The organism is Sodalis sp. RH14 (assembly GCF_047324285.1).
Lineage (GTDB): Bacteria > Pseudomonadota > Gammaproteobacteria > Enterobacterales > Enterobacteriaceae > Acerihabitans.
This window is the reverse complement of the sequence record NZ_CP178739.1, coordinates 2,323,813-2,349,602: the sequence shown is the minus strand read 5'-3', so window position 1 is coordinate 2,349,602 and position 25,790 is coordinate 2,323,813. Positions and strand designations below refer to the sequence as shown.

Annotated in this window: 24 protein-coding genes; 17 read left to right on the top strand and 7 right to left on the bottom strand. The window is 54.5% G+C overall.

Features of this window, described 5'->3' with window-relative positions; translation table 11 throughout:
• Positions 1–8 precede the first annotated feature (8 nt).
• The 8 genes from ACL2XQ_RS10720 (at position 9) to ACL2XQ_RS10685 (ending at position 7,931) form a co-directional block, all read left to right on the top strand.
• Positions 9–422, top strand: a complete 414-nt coding sequence (locus ACL2XQ_RS10720; protein WP_413730126.1) for a TIGR03750 family conjugal transfer protein — start codon at positions 9–11, stop codon at positions 420–422.
• A complete protein-coding gene (locus ACL2XQ_RS10715) occupies positions 419–1,108 on the top strand; it encodes a PFL_4703 family integrating conjugative element protein (protein ID WP_413730125.1) in 690 nt (229 codons plus the stop codon). The genes ACL2XQ_RS10720 and ACL2XQ_RS10715 overlap by 4 nt, the downstream gene beginning before the upstream one ends.
• Complete coding sequence (locus tag ACL2XQ_RS10710; RefSeq protein WP_413730123.1) at positions 1,105–2,022, top strand: TIGR03749 family integrating conjugative element protein; 918 nt, start codon at positions 1,105–1,107, stop codon at positions 2,020–2,022. Before ACL2XQ_RS10715 ends, ACL2XQ_RS10710 begins: the two co-directional genes overlap by 4 nt.
• Positions 2,012–3,475, top strand: coding sequence for a TIGR03752 family integrating conjugative element protein (locus tag ACL2XQ_RS10705; RefSeq protein WP_413730122.1), 1,464 nt, complete (start codon positions 2,012–2,014; stop codon positions 3,473–3,475). Before ACL2XQ_RS10710 ends, ACL2XQ_RS10705 begins: the two co-directional genes overlap by 11 nt.
• Positions 3,456–3,890 (top strand): TIGR03751 family conjugal transfer lipoprotein, encoded by a 435-nt coding sequence (locus tag ACL2XQ_RS10700; RefSeq protein WP_413730121.1) that lies wholly within the window; start codon positions 3,456–3,458, stop codon positions 3,888–3,890. The genes ACL2XQ_RS10705 and ACL2XQ_RS10700 overlap by 20 nt, the downstream gene beginning before the upstream one ends.
• Entirely contained in the window at positions 3,890–6,757 is a 2,868-nt protein-coding gene (locus ACL2XQ_RS10695) for a conjugative transfer ATPase (protein ID WP_413730119.1), read from the top strand. Before ACL2XQ_RS10700 ends, ACL2XQ_RS10695 begins: the two co-directional genes overlap by 1 nt.
• A gap of 11 nt (positions 6,758–6,768) precedes the next feature.
• On the top strand, positions 6,769–7,509 hold the full coding sequence (locus tag ACL2XQ_RS10690; protein ID WP_413730118.1) for a thioredoxin domain-containing protein: 741 nt from the start codon (positions 6,769–6,771) through the stop codon (positions 7,507–7,509).
• 173 nt (positions 7,510–7,682) lie between these two features.
• Positions 7,683–7,931, top strand: coding sequence for a hypothetical protein (locus tag ACL2XQ_RS10685; RefSeq protein ID WP_413730116.1), 249 nt, complete (start codon positions 7,683–7,685; stop codon positions 7,929–7,931).
• A 323-nt stretch (positions 7,932–8,254) separates the two neighbouring features.
• Here the strand turns inward: ACL2XQ_RS10685 and ACL2XQ_RS10680 are convergent, their stop codons facing one another.
• A complete protein-coding gene (locus ACL2XQ_RS10680; RefSeq protein ID WP_413732597.1) occupies positions 8,255–12,049 on the bottom strand; it encodes an SIR2 family protein in 3,795 nt (1,264 codons plus the stop codon).
• A gap of 443 nt (positions 12,050–12,492) precedes the next feature.
• On the opposite strand from ACL2XQ_RS10680, the gene ACL2XQ_RS10675 reads away from it, so the two are divergent.
• From ACL2XQ_RS10675 to ACL2XQ_RS10645, 7 genes are all read left to right on the top strand, one after another.
• The gene (locus ACL2XQ_RS10675; RefSeq protein WP_413730113.1) at positions 12,493–12,927 is read left to right on the top strand and encodes a TIGR03757 family integrating conjugative element protein; all 435 of its coding nucleotides are present in this window, start codon (positions 12,493–12,495) and stop codon (positions 12,925–12,927) included.
• A gap of 23 nt (positions 12,928–12,950) precedes the next feature.
• A complete protein-coding gene (locus tag ACL2XQ_RS10670; RefSeq protein WP_413731048.1) occupies positions 12,951–13,868 on the top strand; it encodes a TIGR03756 family integrating conjugative element protein in 918 nt (305 codons plus the stop codon).
• 9 nt (positions 13,869–13,877) lie between these two features.
• Complete coding sequence (locus tag ACL2XQ_RS10665) at positions 13,878–15,278, top strand: integrating conjugative element protein (RefSeq protein ID WP_413730111.1); 1,401 nt, start codon at positions 13,878–13,880, stop codon at positions 15,276–15,278.
• A complete protein-coding gene (locus tag ACL2XQ_RS10660) occupies positions 15,275–15,622 on the top strand; it encodes a hypothetical protein (protein ID WP_413730110.1) in 348 nt (115 codons plus the stop codon). Before ACL2XQ_RS10665 ends, ACL2XQ_RS10660 begins: the two co-directional genes overlap by 4 nt.
• Before the next feature lie 176 nt (positions 15,623–15,798).
• Positions 15,799–17,574, top strand: a complete 1,776-nt coding sequence (gene mobH / locus ACL2XQ_RS10655) for a MobH family relaxase (RefSeq protein WP_413730109.1) — start codon at positions 15,799–15,801, stop codon at positions 17,572–17,574.
• A 751-nt stretch (positions 17,575–18,325) separates the two neighbouring features.
• Positions 18,326–19,537, top strand: a complete 1,212-nt coding sequence (locus tag ACL2XQ_RS10650) for a phosphoadenosine phosphosulfate reductase (protein WP_413730108.1) — start codon at positions 18,326–18,328, stop codon at positions 19,535–19,537.
• Positions 19,522–20,160 carry an IbrB-like domain-containing protein gene (locus ACL2XQ_RS10645; RefSeq protein WP_413730107.1) on the top strand — a complete coding sequence of 213 codons (639 nt, stop codon included), beginning with the start codon at positions 19,522–19,524 and terminating at the stop codon, positions 20,158–20,160. The genes ACL2XQ_RS10650 and ACL2XQ_RS10645 overlap by 16 nt, the downstream gene beginning before the upstream one ends.
• 332 nt (positions 20,161–20,492) lie before the next feature.
• Here the strand turns inward: ACL2XQ_RS10645 and ACL2XQ_RS10640 are convergent, their stop codons facing one another.
• Both ACL2XQ_RS10640 and ACL2XQ_RS10635 read right to left on the bottom strand, forming a co-directional pair.
• Entirely contained in the window at positions 20,493–20,885 is a 393-nt protein-coding gene (locus tag ACL2XQ_RS10640) for a type II toxin-antitoxin system VapC family toxin (RefSeq protein WP_413730106.1), read from the bottom strand.
• On the bottom strand, positions 20,885–21,148 hold the full coding sequence (locus ACL2XQ_RS10635) for a type II toxin-antitoxin system VapB family antitoxin (protein ID WP_413732595.1): 264 nt from the start codon (positions 21,146–21,148) through the stop codon (positions 20,885–20,887). The genes ACL2XQ_RS10640 and ACL2XQ_RS10635 overlap by 1 nt, the downstream gene beginning before the upstream one ends.
• A gap of 186 nt (positions 21,149–21,334) precedes the next feature.
• Between ACL2XQ_RS10635 and ACL2XQ_RS10630 the strand changes: the two genes are divergently transcribed.
• Together ACL2XQ_RS10630 and ACL2XQ_RS10625 are read left to right on the top strand one after the other, a co-directional pair.
• Positions 21,335–21,676, top strand: a complete 342-nt coding sequence (locus ACL2XQ_RS10630; protein ID WP_413730104.1) for a hypothetical protein — start codon at positions 21,335–21,337, stop codon at positions 21,674–21,676.
• 9 nt (positions 21,677–21,685) lie between these two features.
• The gene (locus tag ACL2XQ_RS10625; protein WP_413730103.1) at positions 21,686–23,206 is read left to right on the top strand and encodes a conjugal transfer protein TraG N-terminal domain-containing protein; all 1,521 of its coding nucleotides are present in this window, start codon (positions 21,686–21,688) and stop codon (positions 23,204–23,206) included.
• 8 nt (positions 23,207–23,214) lie between these two features.
• Here ACL2XQ_RS10625 and ACL2XQ_RS10620 read toward each other — a convergent pair whose 3' ends face one another.
• The 4 genes from ACL2XQ_RS10620 to ACL2XQ_RS10605 form a co-directional block, all read right to left on the bottom strand.
• Positions 23,215–23,592, bottom strand: coding sequence for a DUF3742 family protein (locus tag ACL2XQ_RS10620; RefSeq protein WP_413732593.1), 378 nt, complete (start codon positions 23,590–23,592; stop codon positions 23,215–23,217).
• Between the two features lie 394 nt (positions 23,593–23,986).
• Positions 23,987–24,283, bottom strand: a complete 297-nt coding sequence (locus ACL2XQ_RS10615; RefSeq protein ID WP_413730102.1) for a type II toxin-antitoxin system ParD family antitoxin — start codon at positions 24,281–24,283, stop codon at positions 23,987–23,989.
• A gap of 126 nt (positions 24,284–24,409) precedes the next feature.
• Positions 24,410–24,745, bottom strand: a complete 336-nt coding sequence (locus ACL2XQ_RS10610; RefSeq protein ID WP_413731046.1) for a PIN domain-containing protein — start codon at positions 24,743–24,745, stop codon at positions 24,410–24,412.
• A gap of 189 nt (positions 24,746–24,934) precedes the next feature.
• Positions 24,935–25,771, bottom strand: coding sequence for a DODA-type extradiol aromatic ring-opening family dioxygenase (locus tag ACL2XQ_RS10605; RefSeq protein WP_413730101.1), 837 nt, complete (start codon positions 25,769–25,771; stop codon positions 24,935–24,937).
• Between the last annotated feature and the right edge of the window lie 19 nt (positions 25,772–25,790).

The window sequence follows — 25,790 nt, the reverse complement described above, 5'->3', positions numbered from 1 at the left end:
ACGATCGCATGGCGAACGCTTCGCAGCCCGTACGTGATGGGCTCGTCATCTTCCTGCCGCACCGGCTCAATCGCCAGCCGGTGGTGGTGCGCGGGCTGACGGCTGACGAGCTGTGGATCTGCGCCGGACTCTCGGCAGCGGCCGGGCTCGTCCCCGGCCTGCTGCTGGCCTGGCTGACCCGCAGTATCGCCATGGTGCCGACGCTTATCGTCGCCGGCATCGCGCTCGGCGTTTTTGTCGGCGGCGGTTTACTGCGCCGGCAAAAACGCGGCCGCCCGGATACCTGGCTGTACCGGCAGTTGCAATGGCGGCTGGCCCGGCGTCATCCCGGGCTGGCCGCGCAGGTGGGCGGAGGCGATCTGATTACCCGCACCGGCATCTGGACTACGCGACGCCTTGCCCACCGGCGGAGGAACGCATGAGCCGCTTTCGCAACGAAGTTCAACACCTGCAGGCGCATGTCAAAACGCTGCGCCTGGGCAGTGGCGCACTCCTGCTGGTTGCACTGCTGCTCGGTTTTGGCTGGTGGAGTGCACCCCGGGACCTCACCATCCACGTGCCGCCCGACCTGCGTTCAGGCAGCACCCGCAAGTGGTGGGATGTACCGCCGGAAAGCGTGTACACCTTCACCTTCTATGTCTTCCAGCAACTCAACCGTTGGCCGGCCAACGGCGAGGAAGACTACCCGCGCAACCTGCACGCCCTGTCGGCCTACCTCACCCCCGAGTGCCGGGCCTACCTGCAACAGGACTACGAATACCGGCGCAGCAACGGCGAACTGCGCCAGCGCGTGCGCGGCCTCTACGAGATCCCCGGGCGCGGCTACGGAGACGACCCGCCCGCCCGCGTACGGGCCGTCTCCGACCACGACTGGATCGTGACTCTCGACGTCAGCGCCGACGAGTATTTCGGCGCCGAACAGGTCAAGCGTGCCCTGGTGCGCTACCCCATCAAGGTCACCCGGATGGATATCGACCCGGAGCGCAATCCGTTCGGCCTGGCGCTGGATTGCTATGCCGGTGCACCGCAGCGCATCGAGGCGCCCCCGGCACCGCCTTCATCCGGTACGCCCGCCCGTACTGGCCCCCTGCAGGGAGAAACCCCATGAAGCGACATGTTCTTTGCGTGCTGACAGGCCTTGCGCTGTGCCTGGGCCTGCTGCCCGCCAGCCATGCGGTTGAAATCCTGCGCTGGGAGCGCCTGCCATTGGCCGTGCCCCTGGTCGTCGGCCAGGAGCGCGTGGTATTCGTCGATCGCAATGTGCGCATCGGTATCCCGGCCGGCGTCGGCGATCAGCTGCGCGTCCAAAGCGCCGGTGGCGCGGTCTACCTGAGTGCCAGCGCGCCCTTGCCGCCGACGCGCTTGCAGTTGCAGGACGTGGCGTCTGGCGCGCTGATCCTGCTGGATGTCGCCGCCGAGCCGGCCAAAGACGGCCAGGCGCCGCTGGAGCCGGTGCGCATCGTTGAGGGCGACGCACCGGCCATCCGCTACGGGGTCAGCGCAGACACCGGCACGGACCCACAGCCCCAGGGCGCACTGAAGCAGCCCATCGCCCCGCGCGAAACCCCCATCCCCGTCGTGCTCACCCGCTATGCGGCGCAAAGCCTCTATGCCCCGTTACGCACGGTTGAGCCCGTCGCCGGCATCGCCCGGGTGAACCTGCGCCGCGACCTCACCCTGGACACGCTGCTGCCGACACTGCCGGTACGCGCCCAGGCGCTGGCCGCCTGGCGGCTTGAGGATATGTGGGTCACGGCAGTCCGGCTCAGCAACACCACGGTACGCTGGCTCGCCCTGGACCCACGTGCGCTCCAGGGCGATTTCGTGGCCGCGACCTTCCAGCATCCCACGATCGGCCCCGCCGGCGCGTCGACCGACACCACCGTGGTGTACCTCATTACCCGCGGCCACGGCCTGGCCGAATCGCTGCTCCCCACAGTGTCGACCATCGATGCCACGGTGAACCTGCCGCCCGCGGCGGTGGCAGGCCAGGCTTCGGGAGGCACGCCGCATGAAAAGTAATCCGCTGCTCAAATGGCTGCTGATCCCCGTCGTGCTGCTGCTGGTGTTCGTCGGCATCCGCTTGTTCCCTGGCGGCGGAACGAAGCCGTCGGCGCCGCAGAGCACCGCCAGCCAACTCACTCCCGAAGAGATGAAGGCCCTGGGCATCGAGGGCGACACCCCCCGCGATACCGTCGCCACCCTCGTCGCCCAGGTCAAGCAACTGCGCAACGAGCTAGGAACGGCGCTGACCGACAACAAGAACCAGAAGACCGAGAACGAACGCCTGCGTGGGCGCGAAAGCGCTATCGACCAGCGTATCCAGAGCGCGCTGGATGGCGAGCGCCGCCGCCTGCAACAGGAGCGCGATCAGGTGGCCAGCGACAAGCAACAGACGCAGGGCCTGCTGCAAGACCTGCAGCAGCGCCTGGACGGACTCAGCGGCAAGGGCAACCAGGCGGATCTTCCGGTCGGCCTGGGCCTGGAAGCCGGCGACGGCAAGGGCTTCGCCAGCGGTGAGGGCCTGCACTGGGTCGAACCGCAAGACGCCAGGACGGACGACAAGACCAGGGGTGCCGGCCAAGCCGCGACATTCCCGGTCAGCTTCGGTCCGGCGCAGAAAACCCTGTCGAACGCGGCCGATTCGGTGGCCGATGCCGGCGGCAAAACGATGGATGCCGTCAGCACCTCCACGACACCGGTCTACACCGTGCCGACGAATGCGACGCTGATGGGCTCGGTGGCCATGACCGCCCTCATCGGCCGGGTGCCGATCGACGGCACGGTCAACGATCCGTACCCGTTCAAAGTGCTCATCGGCCCGGATAACCTCACCGCCAACGGCATCGACATCCCCGAGGTGACCGGCGCGGTGGTCAGCGGCACGGCGTCGGGCGACTGGACGCTCTCATGCGTGCGCGGGCAGATCCGCAGCGTCACCTTCGTCTTTCAGGACGGGACCATCCGCACCGTCCCGCAAGGTCATGGCAACCCAGGCAGCGACACGACCAGCGCCAGCAACAACACTGGCAACGCCAACAGCAACAGCGCGACCCAAGGTGGCCTGGGCTGGATCAGCGATCCCTACGGCATCCCCTGTGTTGCCGGCGAACGGCGCAGCAACGCCCAGCAATACCTCGGCTCCCAAGCGCTGATCACCGCGGCCGGCGCCGGCGCGGCCTCGCTCATCAAGTCCGACAGCGGCAACGTCTCCTACATCAGCAACAGCAATGGCTCGCTGGGCACGGTCGGTATCACGGGCAACGAAGCCATGGGCCGCATCCTGGCCGGCGGCGTGCAGGAGATGTCGCAGTGGGTCAACAAGCTCTATGGCCAGGCGTTCGCCGCGGTCTACGTGCAGCCCGGGGCGAAAGTCGCCATCCACCTGGAGCAGCCGCTCAACATCGACTACGACGCCAAGGGGCGCCGGGTCAATCACCACACCGGAGGCTCCCATGCGTCGGATCTGGATTAAAACCACCGTGGCGGTATTGACGGCCCTGCTGCTGGGCGGCTGCGCGACCAGCAAGGAAAAACTGCTGCCGCACGGCGAGCACACCATGCTCGACATGTGGAACCAGGAGACCGGAGGCGGCGCGGGCGGCGGTCAGGCCGCACGGCAACTGCTCGATGCGCGGCAGGACCTGCGCCGGCCGCTGACCGACACCGACGTGCAGAACGCACCCACGGTCAACGCGACCTACACGCGCACAGCCGCCAATGAAATCCAGAGCCAGTTCCACCGGCTGCCCAACCCCGATCTGGTGCTGTACGTGTTTCCGCACCTGGCCGGGACCGACCCTGCCCCGGTGCCCGGCTATACGACGGTCTTTCCTTTATACCAGCGAGTGCAGTACGCCATGCCTGGCGAACGCACAGAGGCGTACTGATGGCCTGGTCGCTCCCCTGGATGCGCCGGACCGCCCCGCCTCAGTCCGACGCCGAGGATGCCTGGGAACGCCACGTCTCGGCCCTGGCCGCACACGGCATCCCCGAGCCCGGCAGCGCCCTGGAGCGTCGCCGGCCGGCCACCGAGGCCGAGGCCCAGGCGCTCTATGACCTGGCCCCATCGTTCGCCGATCTGCTGCCCTGGGTCGAATACCTGCCCGAGTCGCAAAGCATGCTGCTTGAGGACGGGCATTCTGTCGCGGCCTTCTTTGAACTGACGCCGGTCGGCACCGAGGGACGCGAACTCGAATGGCTGTGGCAGGCGCGCGACGCGTTGGAAAACGCGTTGCAGGACTCCTTCGACGAACACGACGACCACCCCTGGGTGGTCCAGCTCTACGCGCAAGACGAAGCGAACTGGGACCGCTATCTGCGCACCCTGGCCGAGTACATCCAGCCGCGCGCTTTAGGCAGCGCCTTCACCGACTTTTACCTGAAATTTTTCGCACACCATTTGCGTGCCATCGCCAAACCCGGCGGGCTGTTCGAAGACACCACCGTGAGCCGGCTCCCCTGGCGCGGCCAGTTGCGGCGTGTACGGATGGTGGTCTACCGGCGCGTCCCCGCCGCCGCCCCATCGCGTCGCGGCCAGTCGCCCAAGCAGGCGCTAACCACCATCTGTGACCGGCTCACCGGCGGGTTGTCCAATGCCGGTGTGACATCGCGACGCATGGACGCGGCGGATATCCACGACTGGCTGCTGCGTTGGTTCAACCCGCGCCCCACGCTGCTGGGCGACTCTGCGGATGACCGGGAGCGCTTCTACGCCCTGACGCGCTATCCCGACGAGCCCACGCCGGGCGAGCTTGAACTGGCCAGCGGCGACTTCGCCCAGCGCCTGTTTTTTTCCCAACCACGCTCTGACGTGGAGGAAGGCACCTGGTCTTTCGACACCATGCCGCACAGAGTCATCGTGCTCGACCGCCTGCGCACAGCGCCGCACACCGGGCATGTGACCGGTGAAACGCACAAGGGCGGCGATGCGTTCAACGCCCTGTTCGACCAGATGCCGGAAGACACCGTCATGTGCCTGACCCTGGTCGCCACGCCGCAAGACGTGCTTGAAGCGCATCTGAATCATTTGTCGAAAAAAGCCGTAGGCGAGACGCTGGCCTCCGAGCAGACCCGCCAGGACGTGCAGCAGGCGCGTAGCCTTATCGGCAGCTCACACAAACTCTACCGCGGCGCGCTGGCGTTCTATCTGCGCGGCAACGATCGCGAACAACTCGACGCGCGCGGCCTGCAACTGATCAACGTGATGCTCAACGCCGGTCTGCAACCTGTACGGGAAGAGGACGAGGTTGCCCCGCTCAACAGCTACCTGCGGTGGTTGCCATGCGTGTTCGACCCGGCCACCGATAAACACCAATGGCACACCCAGCTCATGTTCGCCCAGCACGCGGCCAACATCGCCCCAGTCTGGGGGCGCAACCGCGGCTCCGGGCATCCGGGCATGACCCAGTTCAACCGCGGCGGCGAGCCGATCACGGTCGATCCCCTGAACCGCCTGGACCGGCAGATGAACGCTCATCTGTTCCTGTTTGGCCCGACCGGTTCGGGCAAAAGTGCCACCCTCAACAACCTGCTCATCCAGATGACGGCCATCTACCGTCCTCGGTTGTTCATCGTCGAGGCCGGCAACAGCTTTGGCCTGCTGGGTGATTTCGCCGCACGCCTGGGCGTGAGCGTCCACCGGGTCAGGCTCGCGCCGGGCTCAGGCGTCAGCCTGGCGCCCTTCGTCGATGCCTGGCGGCTGGTGGATACGCCCGATCAGGTCCAAACCCTGGATGCCGACGCGCTGGATGCGGACCAGCCACCCTCGGTCGACGCTACCGAGGGTGACGAACAGCGCGACGTGCTGGGCGAGCTGGAAATCACCGCCCGACTGATGATCACCGGTGGCGAGGACAAGGAAGAAGCGCGCATGACCCGCGCCGATCGCAGCCTCATCCGCCAGTGCATCCTCGATGCCGCCCGGCGTTGCGTGGCCGAAGCGCGCACGGTACTGACCCGCGACGTACGCGATGCGCTGCGCGCCCGTGGCGACGACACCACGCTACCGGAGACGCGCCGCGCACGGCTGCTGGAGATGACCGACGCCATGGACATCTTCTGCCAGGGTACCGACGGCGAAATGTTCGATCGGCCGGGCACACCCTGGCCCGAAGCCGATATCACCATCGTGGAACTGGCCACCTTTGCCCGTGAGGGCTATGGCGCCCAGCTCGCCATTGCCTATATCAGCCTCATCAACACCGTCAACAACCTCGCCGAACGCGACCAGTTCCTTGGCAGGCCCATCGTCAACGTGACCGATGAAGGCCACATCATCACTAAGAATCCGCTGCTCTCCCCCTACGTCGTCAAGATCACCAAGATGTGGCGGAAATTGGGGGCCTGGTACTGGCTGGCCACGCAGAACATCGACGATCTGCCCAAAGCGGCAGAGCCCATGCTGAACATGATCGAATGGTGGATCTGCCTGTCCATGCCGCCAGACGAAGTCGAGAAGATCGCCCGCTTTCGCGAACTCACGCCGGCACAGAAGGCATTGATGCTTTCGGCCCGGAAAGAAGCCGGCAAATACACCGAAGGAGTGATCCTGACGCGATCGATGGAAATCCTGTTCCGGGCGGTGCCGCCCAGCCTGTATCTCGCTCTTGCCCAAACCGAGCCCGAAGAGAAGGCCGAGCGATTCGCCTTGATGCAGCAAAACGGCATTAGCGAACTGGATGCGGCGTTCAAAGTCGCCGAAAAAATTGACCAGGCGCGCGGCATCGAATCGCTCAAATTCGATGCGCTGACATAAAGGAAAGACCAATGCATCCATCCAGTCGCTTTAACATTCGCTCGGTTAGCTTCTCCTTCCTGCTTATCCTGGCGGCAACCTTGGTTGCTGGCCTTGTAGCATGGACGAACCAAGGCAGTTCCCACACACCCGTGCAGGCGCTCTCGTCTAGAGCTAGCCCGACCCGGCACAGGCCACCCTGGCACTACGGAAATGCCGACGCGCGCTACACACTGATTGAGTATGCCGACCTAGAGTGCCCATTCTGTCGGGAATACTTTCCGGTATTACGACAATGGATCGATGCCAATCCGGACGTGAACTGGCAATGGCATCACCTGCCTTTGCAGATGCACGAACCAGCAGCAACCCGCGAAGCACGATTGGCCGAATGTGCCGGTGAGGCTGGTGGGCCTCCCGCTTTCTGGAGTGCTGTCGCCTGGATTTACCAGAACACTCGAAGCGATGGGCAGGGCCTGCCGGAAAATGCGCAGTACCCCGGTATCACCTCGCTCGTCCAGCGATGCCTGGACAGCGAGCGGCACGGCACGGTGATCCGCGCGCAAGTCATGGAGGCAGAGAACCAGGGGATTTCTGCAGCGCCCACCTTACTTCTAAGAGACAACACAACCGGCAAGACAATACTGCTCAATGGACCGGCCGAAGGCGATGCACTATTGTCTGCGATTGATCTGCTGTCCATCAACCAGGCAGTCACCGCAACACCATCAGCGACCCCAAAACCTCCCGACAATGTCGGCGATATGCCATAAGGACTTTACTAAAAATATTCCGAAATTCAACTTTTGAGAAAGGAGACTATTCCATAATAATCAATAATATATGTTATGTATACTAAGCACAGTTGCATTAGTGTATATTTGTTTTTTTAAACACCTCAGTTATTATGGCACAATGTTGCAATATAAAACCTCGGAGCGATGTCATGCAAATGATTTCATCTTGTAAAGATCCCCAAGAGATTTATAAAGATGAGGGAATAACGTTAATTTTTGGATCATATGATCATAAAAATCAATTTACCAGAGGAGAAAAAGCACTTGGAGTACATTGGGGAGATTATCCTCAGTCTCATGGAATATTGAGACCCTGTGTTATTCCTGAAACCACAAGGAATGCAATTCTTTCCGGACTGTTATACCAAGCGGTCACAGAAAAAAAACAGATCAAATAAAAAAGTACAACCATTTATTTTCTAATGGCCATGATTAACAATCACTAAAATAAAATTGGCAGAGACACAGTAATCTCACATCTAACTTAACCACTGAGCCTCTATCAATTTCAAACACATCTTTTCCGATTATTTCGAAAATAAAAAAAGTATTTAGTACAACTCAATGATATGAAATTTTAATAAAATCTTCCGATAAATTATTATTTATATGTTGAATTTCACAATATTATTTTTGGATAAAATTAATTATTTACCAGTCAAGGAAGCCAAATTTGTTTAATGAAACTTTTTTCCTTTTCCGGCCAAAAGAGTATTTAACGTTATTTATTACGACGTCGTCTAATTTCTGAAATCCTTGGATCATCCTTTGTTTCTGAGCATTGGGAAAGATAATCAAGCACTTCATCAGTTTTATAAGGCCACAATGACGGGTCTTCCGCAAGTATGACATAAAAAATATTAAGCGTTACTATTGGATAACAACGGACCGGATGACTGTCATCACCATCCTTTAAATACATCATGCGCAATAAAGACCCACGAATGGGAACGAGCATCGGTAAAATAATCTGGACGATAGCTGGCATTAGCTCACCACTTGCAAACGCTAAATCAGTCAACATAGCTGAAATCAATGGTGTATGGAGTGCCCTTTGTTTTGGCCAGACATTCTTTAAAAAGTATAATATATGTTCTCTCCAAGGCTTAGGTGTTTTTGTAGACCAATTTTCAAGATATCTGAGGATTTGTCCACGAAATGTGTCATCAGCTTGGATCAATACTTCGCGCAATTCGATATCAGTAACCAATTTCTTAGGCTGATCCGCATTATCAAGGCCACCCCAACCATCAAGGATAAACCCTGCGAAAATATTACTTTTATGTCGTAGGACTTGGGGTTGCACTGCTCGAGCAAGAATAAATGATTTAAGAAGCAGAAATAGTTCACAGTTCGGTATCCTTGCAGACCAAAGTAAACCCTCCCAGAACGCATCACCATCCACATCTTTTCTTTCAGCCAAAGAAATTAAATGCCGCTCGGTCCATACGGGATCGATAACAAAAAGCCAGCATAACTGATAACAGACCATCACAATTGCATATTGCCTCATATCCCCGGGCAGGGCCAGAAGTTGTTCGAATCTACCCGTCCAATAAGATGGAAAACCTTCTGCATGAGCAAGGTCGTTTTTGATAGGGTCTTTCATTAGCAAATTAGCCAACTTACCTACTGGAGCATTGATTGCATCATCTGCCCAACCCTTATTAGGGTCATGTGGTTTTTCGGTCTTATAATTCATTATGGCTTCTAAAATTTTATTCCAAAGACCGCCAAATATTGGTGCTGCATCGGTATATAGCCGCGGAGCTAAATGCTCCATCCATTCCGTTACTGGATTAATAATCCCTTGTAACGCCTCGGGAGACAGTTTATTTAGTCGCTCAGCAATAACATTTATCATTCTCAAACGATCTGTGGGACGAGTATCAGCATAAAGAAAATCAGACCAAGCCCATAAGGGAGCTTCTCCATAACGTGCAGCATAAGTCAATACTGCCAATGCCCGGTACGGACGCTGCATTACAAGTCCTTTAAACGGTTCTTTCCGTACTCTATCGTATGTAAATTCTTTTCTCGCTTCATGAGCCAAAGTAAGTACTTGGGAAATAGGAGTGCTAAGGATAAGATCGGGATTATTATCTACATTGATGCTTTGTACCGTTAGCGCATTGGAATTGCCGACTTGGTCACCCGCATGCGTTGTCCATTCAGGTACAATTTTATGTAGTTCTTCGATTTTTTTTGCCACATCAAAACTGAAGATAACACCATGTTGAAATAGCCAATACAAACGATTCAACCGGTCAAGGGCAATATTCTCTTCTCTTCCTTTAAGGTTATCACCGCTCCAGGGAAAAGCGCCTATGAGTAATCGGTGTTCAATAAATTCCTTGTCATCTGCAGAAAATTCTGCCCACCGATCCCTGAGTGCATAAAGCAAATCTCGCTCGTGAAATGATCCCCAAAAAACAGTTTCGGAAAAATCTCTAAAAATCAATGCAACTTCCGTCGGGTCAAGAAAATTGGGAATTCCTGCCGCCCATATACGCAACCGCGCGAAAATATAGTCATCCTTTATCGGCCAACGTTTCGTTTCGGCACGTGCCAACAATGGATCTAATTTCACGAGCCTTCCCATCAACTTTTGATAGATAATAATTGGTCCAGTAAGACCGTAACTATCATCTAGTAAATCTGGACCATCATCACCTACGCAGGTAGTACTGAAATAAAGAGAGTCATTCCCCGAAATTTCCTGCTCTAACGATTTTGACAGTATAAGATTCTCTCTAAACTGGGCAATCGTATAATCGAGTAACTCGTCGGGAACAATAAGGCTCTTATGTGCCTGGGGGTAGTCGATATCAATTCGAATGAGCCCATCTGGCACGTCTTTACCCCATAACAAAGGATGCTTTCCAAATGCAGGTTTCACTATTATCTGTGGACGATAGACGGCAGCCAGCATGCGGATAAGTGCTGGAGTCCACCCCTCTTGTATTGATCGCTCTTCAATCTCGTATATGAACATTTCAGCAGATTCGCGCACATCAGACCATGAAGCAAGAAGCTGCCTCCATCCGCGTAACATATTTGCAGAAAAACGGTGAGCCTCTCTTCTCAACGAATACTGTATAGATTTGACAATAATCGGATGAAGTCCATTCTGGTGGCTGGCCCACCAGAGTGCAACCGGTTGATGGGCAATGCGTTGCAGCCAAATGCTAATGCTGATCAAACGTTTAGAAAGCGTCGAATTAGATTTTAAATCTCTATCTCGAATGCCTAATGACTTCTCACCCTGCTCACCTAAATCATTGATATTTATTGAAAATCCATCCCATGTATCAGCAGGAATATTACGTTTGCCTAATATATTATCATGGTTTCCGGGATCCGGTTGAACATCAAAATCAAGGCAAAGCATAGTGAATGGATCAAAATTTTCACAAAATTTGTCGTAAGGTTCGACCCTTTCAGGCTTCCCGTAACGCTGGTGGGAATCGAACACTAAAAGCCACATCGCGTCGAGTGGTTCATCAGCATTAGCTATGCGATGAGCACCATCCGGGGTTGAAATGATATTGGCTATCTGCCCACGAAGATGGGCGCCGAGTTCGGCTGGACCTTTGATGACTTTTGAAAATAAATTCGCATACCAACCGTCAATATCTCGGGCACGCTCTCCCCACGCTGACAGAGTAGCCCAAAGGGCTCTATATTTATCACTACTATCAAAGGATATCGCTTGAACACCTTTATGTTCCCATAAAGCAGCGGCAGCGCCGCTGTCACCTTCCTGGAAAGCATATAATCGACTGCGGTGTCCTGCATGAAGATTAAGTGCTTCAAGCAAGTATTGAATGGGTGGATCATCGGCGCTGTAGCCAATAAACACAATTTGATAACGGGTAAGTAAGGCCTGGATAAACCTTGTTGCCCAACCATCCGATAAGTATGCACGACCAAAATCGGCACTTGAAGCAACAAATTCATCATCTTGAACGTAATCGTATTGTTCATTAACTCGACCGTGTAAATGAATAACTCCACGGAAATCGCGATCATTTTTCGGGTCGGGTAAATGTGGTGGCCCTGAAGATAAAAGAACTGGAGCACATTCTTCGAATAATAAATCGAAATTGGTCGTTACCAGACGAGTAATTCCATTCGGAGCAGTGGCTATATCAAGCAATATTCGATGGGCCAGAAGATCATGATCTTGATTCGGCTTTATGGCCTGAGCAATTGCAGTTCTGACGTCACGCACCTCAAATTCTCGCTCAAGAAGGCTGAATATGCGATCGGTAGCGACCAAACCTCCAACACCTGCCATTCGTCCCAATTCCCTTGCCTTTTCTAATAGTCTACGTGCGGGGCCATTTTGGGCGGATCCGAGTATTTCAATGACATTTTTGCCCAAGGTTTCAAAATCTGGAAGACCTGCATTAGCTTGAGATACTCCTGCGCCACAAAACAAAATGACATCCCCATCATCACGAGCAGTAATGAGATCATTAGGTACAGAAGGCCCATCGGCAATGAAACGCATTTCTACCCCTTAGGCAATAGTGTTTTCACATTTTGTCTTAAGAGTATATAAATTAAAAGCTAATTTCCGTCTTGAAATACGAAATCAGCTATCCAATGTGCAGAATCAACTGTCTATAATTACAGTAAAAAATTTTCAAATTATAAATTTTTTAAGACAATCACATAATGGTTTCTCCCTGTTTCCAATAGCCATTTCCATGGTAAAACAGATACTTGAATGCACCCTTAGTAGTTATTATCATATCCCTGCCAAGGGGTATATGCTTTCATAGGTCCCTATGGGTCTAGTTTGCAAAGCAAAAAAGATAAATCAAACACAGTTTTTTTTTATCCCGCAACTGCAAATAAAACCGGTAAGAGCATGGTTCACTTTGTTTCTCGTTTTGATTATTCAAGAGAGGTTAACTGAACTGACTAAATGCTCACCCGGTAGCCAATGTAATGAGACCCAATTTTGTATCTTTGTCTTTTTTGCAACTGAGCCTGTTTACAGCAGCGGCTGAGGTCCTGTTGATGACAGGAGCTGCACATGCGATGCAGGTGTTGGTAGTTACTGATAGCCGGCACCCTGTAACGGGTAAAGCCGACCGTATCATTGAATTAGACGCACCTGCACTGCTGGAAAACAACTTGTCTTCCCAGCTTCCTGCCAGCCCGAATGATGCTGAAAAGCTATTAAAAAAAAGACTGAACGACGGCGGTAACGATTTACAACTCCAGTTCTCGGCTGCCTGGCAGGACGTTACTAATGCCTGGAGTGTGGGCATCAAAAAAATTCCAGCCGTAGTAGTTGATAGCCGCTATGTCATTTATGGTGAAAGTGATATTGATCACGCCGTTGCCCGGATACAGGCTTACAGGAGCCGCCAACTATGACCATGAATAGTTCTGCCCTGTCGATGCGTCTGTATATCGCTGCCTTATTTTTCGGTAGCAGCACGCAGGTATTTGCCTTGAATACCGCAACAATAGTTTCTTCCGTGCTATCACCGCCCTGCCTGGAGTATCGTGTCGCAGGAATATGCTACTGGCTGTACTGCGCGCCGTTTGGCTGTACCGTGCGCACTTCGGTCAAGGTCCGCCACTACGTCCCCGATGCGGTGGTCTCCAGCTACGCGAATACCGGCGAAAATCCGTGGGTCGAAGTCCGCGTCATGAGTCCGCATAACACCACGGCACAGGCCGGCGGTGATGGCACGACCAACCACGACGGCGAGAACAACCTTGCCCGGTTCAAAAACACTGACGTCATCGGGCACCCGGCCGGCGATGTATTCAGCCGCTTCGCAAGCGCCTCCGGTTATACCTGCACCGGCGCGGGAATGGCCTTTATGCCGTACTTGCTCAGTACCCTCGATACCGTGGCCTGGCGCTTCAACCTGCCCGAGATGGCCTATCCTGAAGCCCTGACGCCGGGCATGCGCGAAATCGGCGGGCGCAGCACGCTCAACTTATGGGGCAGCGTGTATCCCCGCGGCGGATTCCTGCACCAGAGCGACGATTACAAAGCCGGCGCCGTCGTTGCACAGCGTGCCGGCGACATCGTGACCCGCCGCGGTCAAATCCACGTCTACCAGCCACTACTCGCCAACGCTCACGACGGCTACTGGCCGGCGGGCGAATTGCTCGAAGGTGATGCATCTACCGGCAAGTGGCAGGAACTGACGCCCACGCTCTCCAGCAACTGCGCGGTCTTCCCCCACAACAATGCTCAGGTACAGGCTCAACAGGGTGACTACGCCTGGGCCCTGTGGCGCCCCTATGCCTGCTGCCAGCGCCGGGGACAGACTTTCCTCGGCAGTACTGATTTTCAGTAAGGACGCCCCATGAAAGCACCTAGCGCCCATCATTCCTGCCTCTGGCCGTTTTTGCACGCCATCGTCCTGGCTGTCGCACTCGCCGCAATTGGGACCACCCAGGCACAAATCCGCATTGACAGCACCGGCATCAATGCCAGCGGGAACGTCATCGGTGACGACGTGCTCTACAGCATCGGCGGCGGCCGTGCCGTGTCCATGGGCAGTGCCGGTAACATGCAAAGCATCGGCGTCGGTGCCGGCTGGAACAGCAATCTGATCTGCGGTGACATGAGTCTCACCACCACGCTACAGAACCAGCTCAACGGCGTCACCAACGGTTTCCAGTCCATCATGAGTAACGTCATCCAGAACGCCACCAGCGCGGTGGCTTCACTACCGGCGTTGATCGTCCAGCGCGCCGATCCTGGCCTGTACAACCTGCTGACCAACGGGATCCTGCAGGCCCGGATGGATTTCGACCGTTCCAAGATGACTTGCCGGGCCATCGCCAACCGTCTGGCGGACACGGCCGGCGGCCAGGCCGGCTGGGATCAGCTAGCCGAAGGGGTGGCCCTCAAAAGCGCCGTAGGCAGTACCGATGCGGTCTCGGCCATCGAGCAGGCCGAATCCAGCAAGGGCAACAGCGGCGTGCCCTGGGTGGGCGGCAGCAACGCCGGCGGCTCCGGCCAGAACGCCATCAAGGTGGCCAGCGACGTTACCCGCGCCGGCTACAACCTGCTCAATGGCCGCAGCGTCACCGACACCGCGTCCATCAGCCAGGACGACTGCGGCGAACGGCTCACCTGCCAGGCCTGGACCTCCCCGCAAGCCGCCGCCGACTGGGCCAACCGGGTGCTGGGCGAGCGCGAACAACAAACCTGCGAATCCTGCACCAAGACCCAGACCACGCCCGGCGTGGGCCTGACACCGCTTATTCAAGAAGAATTCGAGACCAAGCTGCAAGCCCTGCAAGAGTTGGTCTCGGGCGCCAAACCCACGACCGCCGAGAACCTGGACGCCGCCGGCAGCAACTCGCTGCCGATCACCCGCGGCGTGATCGAGGCACTGCGCGACGAACCCGATCAGGACCTGCTGGGTAAGCGCCTGGCCTCGGAAGCGGCGCTGTCAAGCGTGCTGGAAAAAGCCCTGCTGCTGCAACGCACTCTGCTGACCGGCAGGCAAGAACCCAACATCGCGGCCAATGAACTGGCGGTCAAGGCGGTAGAGCAGGAAAACAACACACTGGAGCAGGAGATAAACAACCTCAAGACCGAGCTGGAACTGCGGCAAACACTGGCCAACAACTCAGCCATGGCCATTATCCAGCGTCATGGTTCGAGGGCCGCGGGCTCACGCGGCATCTTCGAAGACGACACCTTGCGTAACCGCCTCGATGAAGTTCAGAAATCGCGCAGCGAGACACAATGAGCGTCCCAGCAAGGACATGGATTTTGCGGCTGTTCAGCCACCGGATCATTCTGGCGCTGGTGGGTTTGCTGCTCGTTATCGGTACCGCCCTGTCCATCCACTTTTCCGGTGGCCGCATCGTAGATAACATTGCTGATGGCGAGCGCTGGTTGTGGGCTTATTCCGGTTATTTTTTCGTCTGGCGCCTGCTTCTCTATATGGTTATAGCCACAGGCTGGCGACGGTTACGTACATGCCTGCGACAGCAGGACCCTTCAAAGGAATTCTCCCAACGCATAGGGAGAATTGAAATTTTCACAGTGATGACGATTATTTTACTGGAAAGCCGGTATTCGCTTTCTTAACGCGAATACTTTCTAAACGGTAGTACTCGCTGCCTGCTGCCAAAAGGAGATGCACAAAGGGCCTGGAAAGGGCAAGGGAATAGGGTTCAAGGGGAACGGGCCTACCTGGAAATAATTGATTTTCTCCAAAAGAAAAAGGAAAAGGCTCACCGCTAATCGTACTTTCAGGGGGGGTTATGCTTGCTCTGTTCCACCGAAAATCCGCCACACGGGTCACAGCATCCACGGCGGCAAACAGCAAAGGGCTGATGCGGCCGGAGCCAGCCGACACGCTGCTGGCATCCCCTCGCCGGAAGAAGTTACTGGAGCATATCTGGCAACGCACGTCACTCTCGCGCAAGCAGTTCGCGGCACTGTATTTGGTCCCGTTGGAACGCTATGCCGAACTGGTCCAGCTTTTCCCGGCCTCGGAAAGCCACCACCATGCCTATCCGGGCGGTATGCTTGACCACGGTCTGGAAACGATTGCCTACGCGCTCAAACTGAGGCAGTCCCATCTGTTACCTTCCGGCGCAACGCCAGAAGACCAAGTCGCACAAGCCGAAGCGTGGACGGCCGCCACGGCCTACGCCGCGCTGTTGCACGATATCGGCAAAGTGGCCGTGGACCTGCTCGTTGAGCAGGCCGACGGCAGCATCTGGCATCCCTGGCATGGCTCGTTGCAGCAGCATTATCGCTTTCGCTACCGGCCAGAGCGCGAGTACCGGTTGCATAGCGCGGCCTCCGGCCTGCTCTACAACCGCCTGATTGATAACTCGGCCCTTGACTGGCTCAGCAACTTTCCTGCGCTTTGGTCGGCGCTCATCTACGTTCTGGCAGGGCAATATGAGCATGCTGGCGTACTCGGTGAGCTGGTAATTCAAGCTGACCGCGCGTCCGTATCACAGGCGATGGGAGGCGATCCGGCCAAGGCACTGGCAGTACCGAAACACGCGTTGCAACGCAAACTCCTGGAGGGTTTGCGCTATCTGCTTAAGGAAGAGTTTAAACTAAATCAACCCGGTCCCTCGGATGGCTGGTTAACCGCTGATGCCCTTTGGTTAGTGAGCAAAACCGTTGCCGACAAGCTACGCGCCCATCTCCTGTCCCAGGGCATCGAGGGCATACCCAGCAACAATACGGCGGTATTCGACGTGCTTCAGGACCACGGTATCGTCCAAGCGACGCCCGATGGCAAGGCCATCTGGCGGGCGACGGTTTCCAGCAACAGCGGCTGGTCGAATCCCTTCACCTTTCTCAAAATGTCACCTTCGCTCATCTGGGAGCCGGCAAACCTACCCGCACCGTTCGAGGGCTCGGTCGAGACTGAACCGGTGGTTGAAAACGCCCCCCAGACGATTTTGGCAAGCGAAACGCCAGTGGCCGACAGCGCAATAACTACGGCTCCCCAACCCTCCAGCGAGACGATAGACAATCTCCTCGATCTGCTTGGCACGCCTAAGCCCGACATTATCGCGCCGACTGAGGAAGCCATTGTCCCTGTGGCTTCAGTACATCACCAGGACGCGCCACCGCTTGCTGAAATAGCATCAGAAAAAGGCGCTTACGACATGTCCCTTGCGCCCTCCGGTCAGCATTTCGTCGCATGGTTACAGCAGGCCATCCAGTCGCATAAACTGATTATCAACGATGCCAAGGCGCTGGTGCATACCGTGAACGATACGGTCTACCTTGTCAGCCCGGGGATATTCCAGCGCTATGTGCAGGAGTATCCCCAGATCGCAACCTTTGCCAAGCAGGATCATCTGGCCGCCTGGCAATGGGTGCAAAAGCGCTTCGAAAAGCTGCAACTGCACCGTAAGCAAGACAATGGCCTGAACATCTGGACCTGTGAGGTAATTGGACCACGCAAATCCCGGCGTTTGCACGGTTACCTACTTCAGGATCCTTTTACAGTGTTCGCCGATAAACCGCTCAACAACCCTTACCTCACGCTCACCCGTGACCAATGAAATGGCGGGCTAACCAACATCTTTTGACTCAACGGCGAAGCACTGGTGGCCTGTCGATTTAGTTATACTTATTTAGTTTTCGCTTTCATTATCAGAGTGATGATGACAAATCACGCTAAGCCTGGCGCTGACCTAGCATGGGCAGGCTGCGGGAAGGTGATTACACACGGGGAATGTTAGATTTATTTCAGAATTGAAGGATATAAACACGATCAATCTTGGTATTATTTATTGTGCATCACTCTGTACAGTATTTTCTGACTCGTATTCGGCCCGATTGGAATAACAACGCGAACATTTTCCAGCAAAGGTAAGCTTAATAGCCTATCAAAAAGATGATATAGCATATTCCAGGCAACCTGGATAATCAATAAATTTCAAATTATCACCTGAGTGATTAACACGTATATTTTATCAACATTAACACTCATTATTGTTTATTTTTTAGAATAGTGTTACCTTTATTTATTTTAATAAATTTGAGTAAACCAACATAATAGCAAATTCGCTTTATCCACTTGATTTTTGAAAAAAATATTTAGACCATCACCGGCCTAAAAAAATAATTTAATATTTATCTATTACTTTTTTTAATTCCCCGATGGAATAAAATTAATTTATTCCAGCATATAAGTTCTGATACATTACAAAATTTAACCATTTTAAGCACGCAATGCTAATTAATAACCCCTAAAAAGGGTTTAAAACAATCAAAATTGCATTTAATTTATGATAACAACAGGTGATAGCTTTGGTCAAAAAAATAGGATTAGGGAAAAGCGTCCTTGAGGCTGCCCAAGAGAGGATAACTTGGGTTTTCGATACATTTCAGCGCATTAGCGTGTCCTTCTCTGGGGGTAAAGATTCAACGGTCTTACTGCATCTGGTGGCTGAAATCGCGCGTCGAAAAAAACGGTCATTTAGTGTGCTATTTATTGACTGGGAGGTGCAGTTTACTCTTACTATCAATCATATAGAGAAAATGAAAGCCCTGTATGATGATTGTATCGATCGCTTTTACTGGGTGGCCCTTCCCATGACTACCGTGAATGGGGTCTCTCAATATCAACCCGAATGGGTGGCATGGCAACCGGACACTGACTGGGTGCGCCAACCCCCTCCCGATGCGATCACCGACCCTGCGTTTTTCCCTTTTTACCGGCACGCCATGACCTTTGAAGAATTTGTACCCGCTTTTGCCAGTTGGTTTGCGCAAAAAAAGAGTGCAGCGATTTTAATCGGCATCCGTACCGATGAATCGCTTAATCGCTTTGCCGCGATCAGTTCTTATTCTAAACTTCGCTACGCAGATGATAAACCCTGGACAACGGCATCATCAGAAGGTTTTGTTTATAATGCCTATCCTATTTACGACTGGAAAGTGAATGACATTTGGCTTTTTTTTGCCAAATTTAAGCGTATTTATAATCCACTTTATGATCTTATGTACCAGGCCGGCGTGCCGTTGAGCTCGATGCGCATTTGCGAACCCTTCGGCCCCGAACAACGCAAGGGATTATGGCTTTACCACGTGCTTGAGCCGGAAACATGGGAGAAAGCTTGCCGACGAGTGGCGGGAGCGAATTCCGGCGCACTGTATGCCGACCAAACCGGGAATTTTTACGCCAATCGGAAAATAACCAAACCGGTTCAGCATAACTGGAAAAGCTACGCTTTGTTCTTATTGGACAGCATGCCATTGAAAACAGCGGAACATTACCGCAATAAGATTGCCATTTATTTAAAATGGTACCAAAGCCGGGGTTTCCCTGTAGATATCCCCGACGAACAGGACAAGGATTTAGGCGCAAGAGATATTCCTTCCTGGCGCCGTATCTGCAAGACACTAATTCGTAATGATTTCTGGTGTCATACGTTATCATTCAGCCCCAATAAGGCTCACCATTACAAAAAATACCTGCATCGTATGCAGGAGAAACGTAAAGAATGGAGGATTTTATGAATATCGAGGAATTATTTAAGCCCATTTCTGAAGCGCTCAGCGCTATGACCTTCGACGAACAGATCGCAGCCATCAATTCACTAAAAAAGTTTTTACATGAGCAAAGCCCTTTCCGAGAAGAGCCGGTGGACTGTGTCCTCTGGATAAAAGCTGAAAACGTGCTGGCAAATGATTATAACCCCAATAATATGGCGCCCGCCGAAAAAAGATTACTGCTTACCTCCCTGGATAAGGATGGCTATACCCAACCTGTGGTGGTGTGCCAAGAAAAGGAGCGCTATATTGTGGTAGATGGGTTTCACCGAAGCCTGTTGGGGAAAGAAAAAAAGATCCTTCGCAGCCGTTTAAAAAATTATCTTCCTGTTACCTGTATTAGAAACAGCCAGTCAGGAAAAACCGATCGCATCGCGGCCACTATTCGCCATAACCGCGCCCGTGGGAAACATCAAATCATGGCCATGTCAGATATCGTGAGGGACCTGGCGCGATTAGGCTGGAAGGACGAGAAAATAGCCAAGGAATTGGGTATGGATGCGGATGAAGTGCTTAGGCTCAAGCAGATCACCGGATTAACGGAATTATTTGCAGATAGTCACTTTTCTGAAGCATGGACGGTGAAGTAGACTCGTTTTTACAAAATCATGTCCCACCACCGCATCAATAATTATTTATGAGGAGGTTGATATTCCATGGTGGTTCTCATAGAACACGAGGCTTGATATCGAAAAGCGTCCGCCACGCTTCCGATGTCCCGTGGGACCTCAGTAAGGGCCGGATTAGTGAGCAAACGCAACAAGATATTCATCGCATTGCTGGTGTAATGAGAGAGGATATCTAGTGCGCGGTTAGATAGGCAGCTTTTGTGCGGTCAGGTTTAGCTGTAATGAAATGAGGTCGGTAGCATGTCATGGGGTAATACCCTATAAACTTAAAATTTTCCCTGAAATGTGGGTGCTTAGCGTGCGCCCGTGGGCCAGTTTATGCCCAGGCGTACGGCCAGGATGGCCAAACGTCTGTCCAACGTCCACAACCGAGCGTTGGGAGTGATCAGGGTGGAGGCCAGTAGGGTCATATCAACCAGACCGCAACCTTGGCCATAAAGGCCCTCCTGCTCAATCAAGTTCCTGACCTCGGTCTGGTTGGCAGAATGACAGGTACGTAGCAGAGCTAAATCGCCCAGCGTTCTCCCGCGGGGCGCAGGGGGGGTGCCGCACGCTAATTCCGTCAGTACAAACGGGTGGATAAGCACTCTATCCTGCATCATCAAATCAACCAATTCGGTTTTATTTTGGCGAAAATGCTCAATCCAGACACTGGTATCGACCAACACGTCCTGAACAACGGGCATCAGCGGCTCGAATCTTGACGACGGCGCGGCACATTTGACATAGTCGGCGCGCTACCGCCGAGGGCGGCAAGACGTTTGGCGGCCTGAACACGGACAAAGGTGTGGATGGCCTCGCGGAAAAGGTCTGCTTTGTCCATGTCCGGACCAGCCAGTTCCAGCGCCTGCTCATACAAATTGTCATCAATGGTGACGGTGGTACGCATTTTATGACCTCTTTGCGGTGACGCATCTAAATTGATTCTATTTAACATCAATTCACGCATCAAAGCAACACATCAGCACAATTTTGATACCGTTTTTCTTAGAAATGGTTTTGTTTATAGCAGCCTGGATGACCAGAGGCAGCCGAGAAAAACTATATGGGGCGCATCCGTTTCGCATTGTTCATCGCCTTTTCATCGTTGCTGAGATGAACTCGAACGATGTTAATCTGGCGTGGAGAAACGTCTATGCTCTCCTTTAGTTCTGAAATACGCACCAGGCAAAGGCCTTTACTGCTGTTGCTGGGGATATTGGTTCTACTGTTCTTTGCCGCACTGGTTGCCAACCTGCTGGGCATTTACCTGTGCGGCGGTATCGCCGATTGGCAGCAGTGGCTCAATGCCCATAGCGTCCATTTCCTCGTCTGGCGCCTGTGCCTGTATCTGACCTTGCTGGCCGTCTGGCCCTGGGCGCGGCGGCGCAGGCTCCAGCGCGACCCAAATTCAGCCCGGGCGCTCCACATCCTCGAAGCCCTGAGCGTGGGAGCCATCGTGTTCTCCGAAGCCTGCCAGTGGCTGCGCGTAGTATAGGAGACGGTGATGACCTTGCAGACCACCGACTATCTGGAATACTACCTGACGCTGGTCGCCTGGCTCGTTAACAACGGCGTCTGGAACATCCTCGTTGCCAGCGGCCTGTTCGCCCTGCCCTTTGCCGGGATTTTCATTCAGGAATGGCTGCGGGCGCGAACTGAGGGGGCCGACGAGGGCAATAAAGGCGTGTTGTCCTCGATGCGTATCGAGAACCGTATCTGGATGGCGATAGTGGCCATCCTGTTTGGTTGTGTGCCGTATATCGACGTCGACCTGTCCACCATCAAATTTGACACTACACGCTCTACGCAATGCCAGGTCAGCGTACCACTGCCCACGGAGACCGGTTGGGAAAAATCATTTACCTCGCTCAATAACCAGAGCGCGAAAATCCCCCTCTGGTGGTTTTTCATGCATGCCATCTCCAAAGCCGTAACCAGCGCGGCGGTAGCCGCCATCCCCTGCGGTACTGACCTGCGGCAAATGCGCATGGAAATAGACAGCACGCGTATCGACGACCCGGTCCTAGCACAGGAGGTTGCCGATTTCACACACGATTGCTACGGCCCGGCGCGGGCAAAACTGTTTATGGGACGCCCAGAGCTCAGCGAGGCTCAGATGTATGACGTCACCTGGATAGGCTCAAATTTCTTTCTCAATACCAGCGGTTACTATGACAGTTATCACTCAAAAACACCGCGCACAGCCTGGCCCTATGATGCCACACGCGACGCGGGCCTGGCGCAAGTGGACAGCGGAGGCGGCTACCCAACGTGTCGACAATGGTGGTCAGATGCGGACACTGGACTGCGCGCCCGACTGCTGGCCGTGGTCAATCTAGACCTGATGACCCGGATAGCAAAGTGGGCAGGATTCATCTCACGTACTGAACTGGACGATTCGGTGATCCGCGCGATTGCCGCGCCGCGCCAGCAGAAGATGAACCAAGGGGCCGTCTATGCGGACTACGGCGGGCAGGTCGATATGACGTTGCCCAACGTCGTCACCCGCGCCGTGGCGGACGCCGGCGTGACCGTGGGTGCCCTTGCCTATTTCCCGGCGATGGATGCGGTGCGACAGGCCCTCCCAATGGTACTGTCACTGCTGAAGATGGCACTGATCATCTGCATCCCCCTGGTATTGATGCTGGCGACCTACGATCTGAAGGCTTTCGTGACGGTCAGCTGCGTGTTCTTCGCGCTGTATTTTGTGGAATTCTGGTTCCAATTGGCCCGCTGGCTGGACTCTACGATCTTGGATGCGCTTTACGGCTGGGGGCTGGGTGCGGATCGGCCACAGGTGAACTTCGATCCGTTGCTGGGGCTCAACAACGCCTTCGGCGATATGCTACTGAACTTCGTTATGGCGACGATGTTTCTTGTGTTGCCAACATTTTGGGTTACAGCATTAGGATGGGCCGGTGTTCGGGCAGGAAACATGCTACAAGGCTTGACGAATGGCTCCCGGGACGTGGGACAAGCCGGGAGCAAAGGCTCAGGTATACTGATCAGCACAGCAAAGAAGTAGCCTTGGTTTCAGTCGTCCTCGAACCGAGGGTCGGGGTCATCGTTGTAGTTGTACGGATTATAAGAGAGGCTATCGCGATGATCCAGTTCTTCTGCCTTACGCCCCAAGAAGTCGGATTCATCTTGCCCCATTGAATGTTCGGCCACCCAAGCTGCGGCTACCGCAAACACCAGTAGCAAAGCCAACCAGAACGCAGCATACAGAAGCAACCCAAGCAGTACGAGTTTGATGAGCCAAATCAACACACTGGCGCCCACCGCAGGAACCCCCCGTGAAATGATCCAGTCAGCTACATGACGCTCGCGAGACACATACCCACGCCAGGTCCGTCCCATGCTCCGGCCAAGTCGGTAAGTCCATCGTTTCGTGTGTGCGTGTGTAATCATAGCCATACCTCGTGCCTCAATTCTCCATTAAATGGATAGCTGCTCCCAAGGTGTGTCCTGCAATTAATGTTGTTCGAGTTCCATCGCATCATGCAGAACACGGCCAACGGCCATCAAATCCTCAGCGTCTATCCGATAAATGAGAAAATGACGCGGCCGATGAACAACCCCATCCTTCGATTTGGCGCGCTCAGCACTTAACTTAAGATGCCATTACCTCGCGCCTTTGCCGAGTTCTTTTCGCGCCACACTACCGAGCCGACCAGGGTCCGAAGCTACGTCCCGCAACGCTTTAGCTCATAACGCCTACCTGCAGCCTCACCGAACTGAATATGAGTCCATTTAAGTATATTAATTATATCCGATTGGGCGACGGCCGATAGGCGATAGCGCATCATTTGCGATGTTGATTCTGCTCACTGCCAGCGGCGCGAACGCCTAACTCACCGATGAAATCTTCGAGCTTGTCATTCTGGACATCTGTAAAACGGCCATCATCGATTTCTCTCCAGCCTACTTGCGCGGCCGCTTTCAGGGCATCAAGTTTGGCCTCCTCAACGTCCTCTCGTTGCTCGAGCAGGCGTAACCCGTCACGCAACACTTCGCTCGCATTCTGATAACGGCCTGAATTAACAAGCCTTTCGACCATCTCGTGCTGATGGTCAGTCAGTACCACATTGCGTGTGTGCATGGCTTCAACTCCCCAAATAACAGTCTGTTCTCAGGATATCATCATTGGCAGATTATGCCAATGATGCCAGTGGACGTCCACAACTGCGGTTTCATGGCTCCATCGAAAGAACTACCGCCTCACGGTTCAGGCGGTTCCACCTTTTCCAGCCGACTCATTAACCCTGCGCGAAGGATTCCTGATCGTAAGGCTGTCCTCCAGGATCCGCCCGTGGCTCAGGTCCTCGGTGTACAAGATCTGGCAACCAGCCGTCGCCGCGGCTGCGAAGATACAAGCATCATTAAACGAGATCTGGTGCCGTTCCGCAATCTGTTGTGCGCGGCCATGAACATCCACCGTCAGCGGTACGACATTGCAGAAGCTACGTACCAGCACCAGAAAAGGTCCAATATCTTCCCAGCTCATCGCAAGCTTGCAACGACACACGCTCGTCACCTCATTAAGGACCTGTACACTGATCACTGGATTGGTTTTCAACAATGCTTCAGCATTGTCAGCTTTAGCTTTAGCTGAATCTGCAGACAGCAGACAGCAGACAGCAGACAGCAGATAATAGGCCAGGAGTGTCCACGATCCTAAAGACAGTCCAACATAAGCTATGGCCGTGCATTAACGCCATGCGTGTTCGCCTGCTGCGGCTAACGAGCTGGGTTATGCGTTCGCGGGTGCTCCACTCGAATTATCGGCAAGACCAAAACGGAAGCTCGATACCGTAATGCTGCCAAACATGGTGTCGTCGTTATAAACGCACGTCCCGGGCTCATCGAGCCCGGCACCGACGGCAACCATCAGTGGCACAAGGTGGTCTTCACATGGATGTGCGATACGGGCAGCCGGCGCGTCGGCCCAGTGTGTCAGTTGCTTTTCGCGCTCGGCGGGGGAACTGGCGGTCAATGTCTTTTGCAGCCAGGCATCGAACAGACGTGATGGAATCGTTCCCTCGGGACTGAGTTTTCCGAAGTTGTGGAAGCTGACACCGCTGCCAATGATGAGGATACCCTCGTCACGCAACGGTGCGAGCAGTCGGCCGAGGGCAATGTGCGCCGCAGGGTCGTAGCCGTGTCGCAGCGACAACTGCACGACAGGGATGTCGGCTTCCGGGAAAGCAACAGCGGCGACCGTAAAGGTGCCGTGGTCAAAGCCACGGTTCGGATCAAGCTTCGCGGCGATGCCACCCGCGGTCAGTAATGCACACACGCGCTCCGCCAGTTCGGGGGAACCCGGTGCCGGGTACTTTACGCGATAGGTGTGTTCCGGAAAACCTTCGTAGTCATAGTACATGGGGGGATTGGGGCTTGAGGACAGGGTGAATTCGGGATTTTCCCAATGCCCGGAAATCATCAAGATTGCCTTTGGACGTTCCGGCAGACTTGACGCCAACTCCTGAAGCGACTTCTCGAGCCGGTCAAACATCGGCCCGAAGCGATCTTTCATCCACGGCCATGGACCGCCTCCGTGAGACAGGTAAAAAGTGGGCATGCGTTTCATTTTAATTGCCTCCAAACGT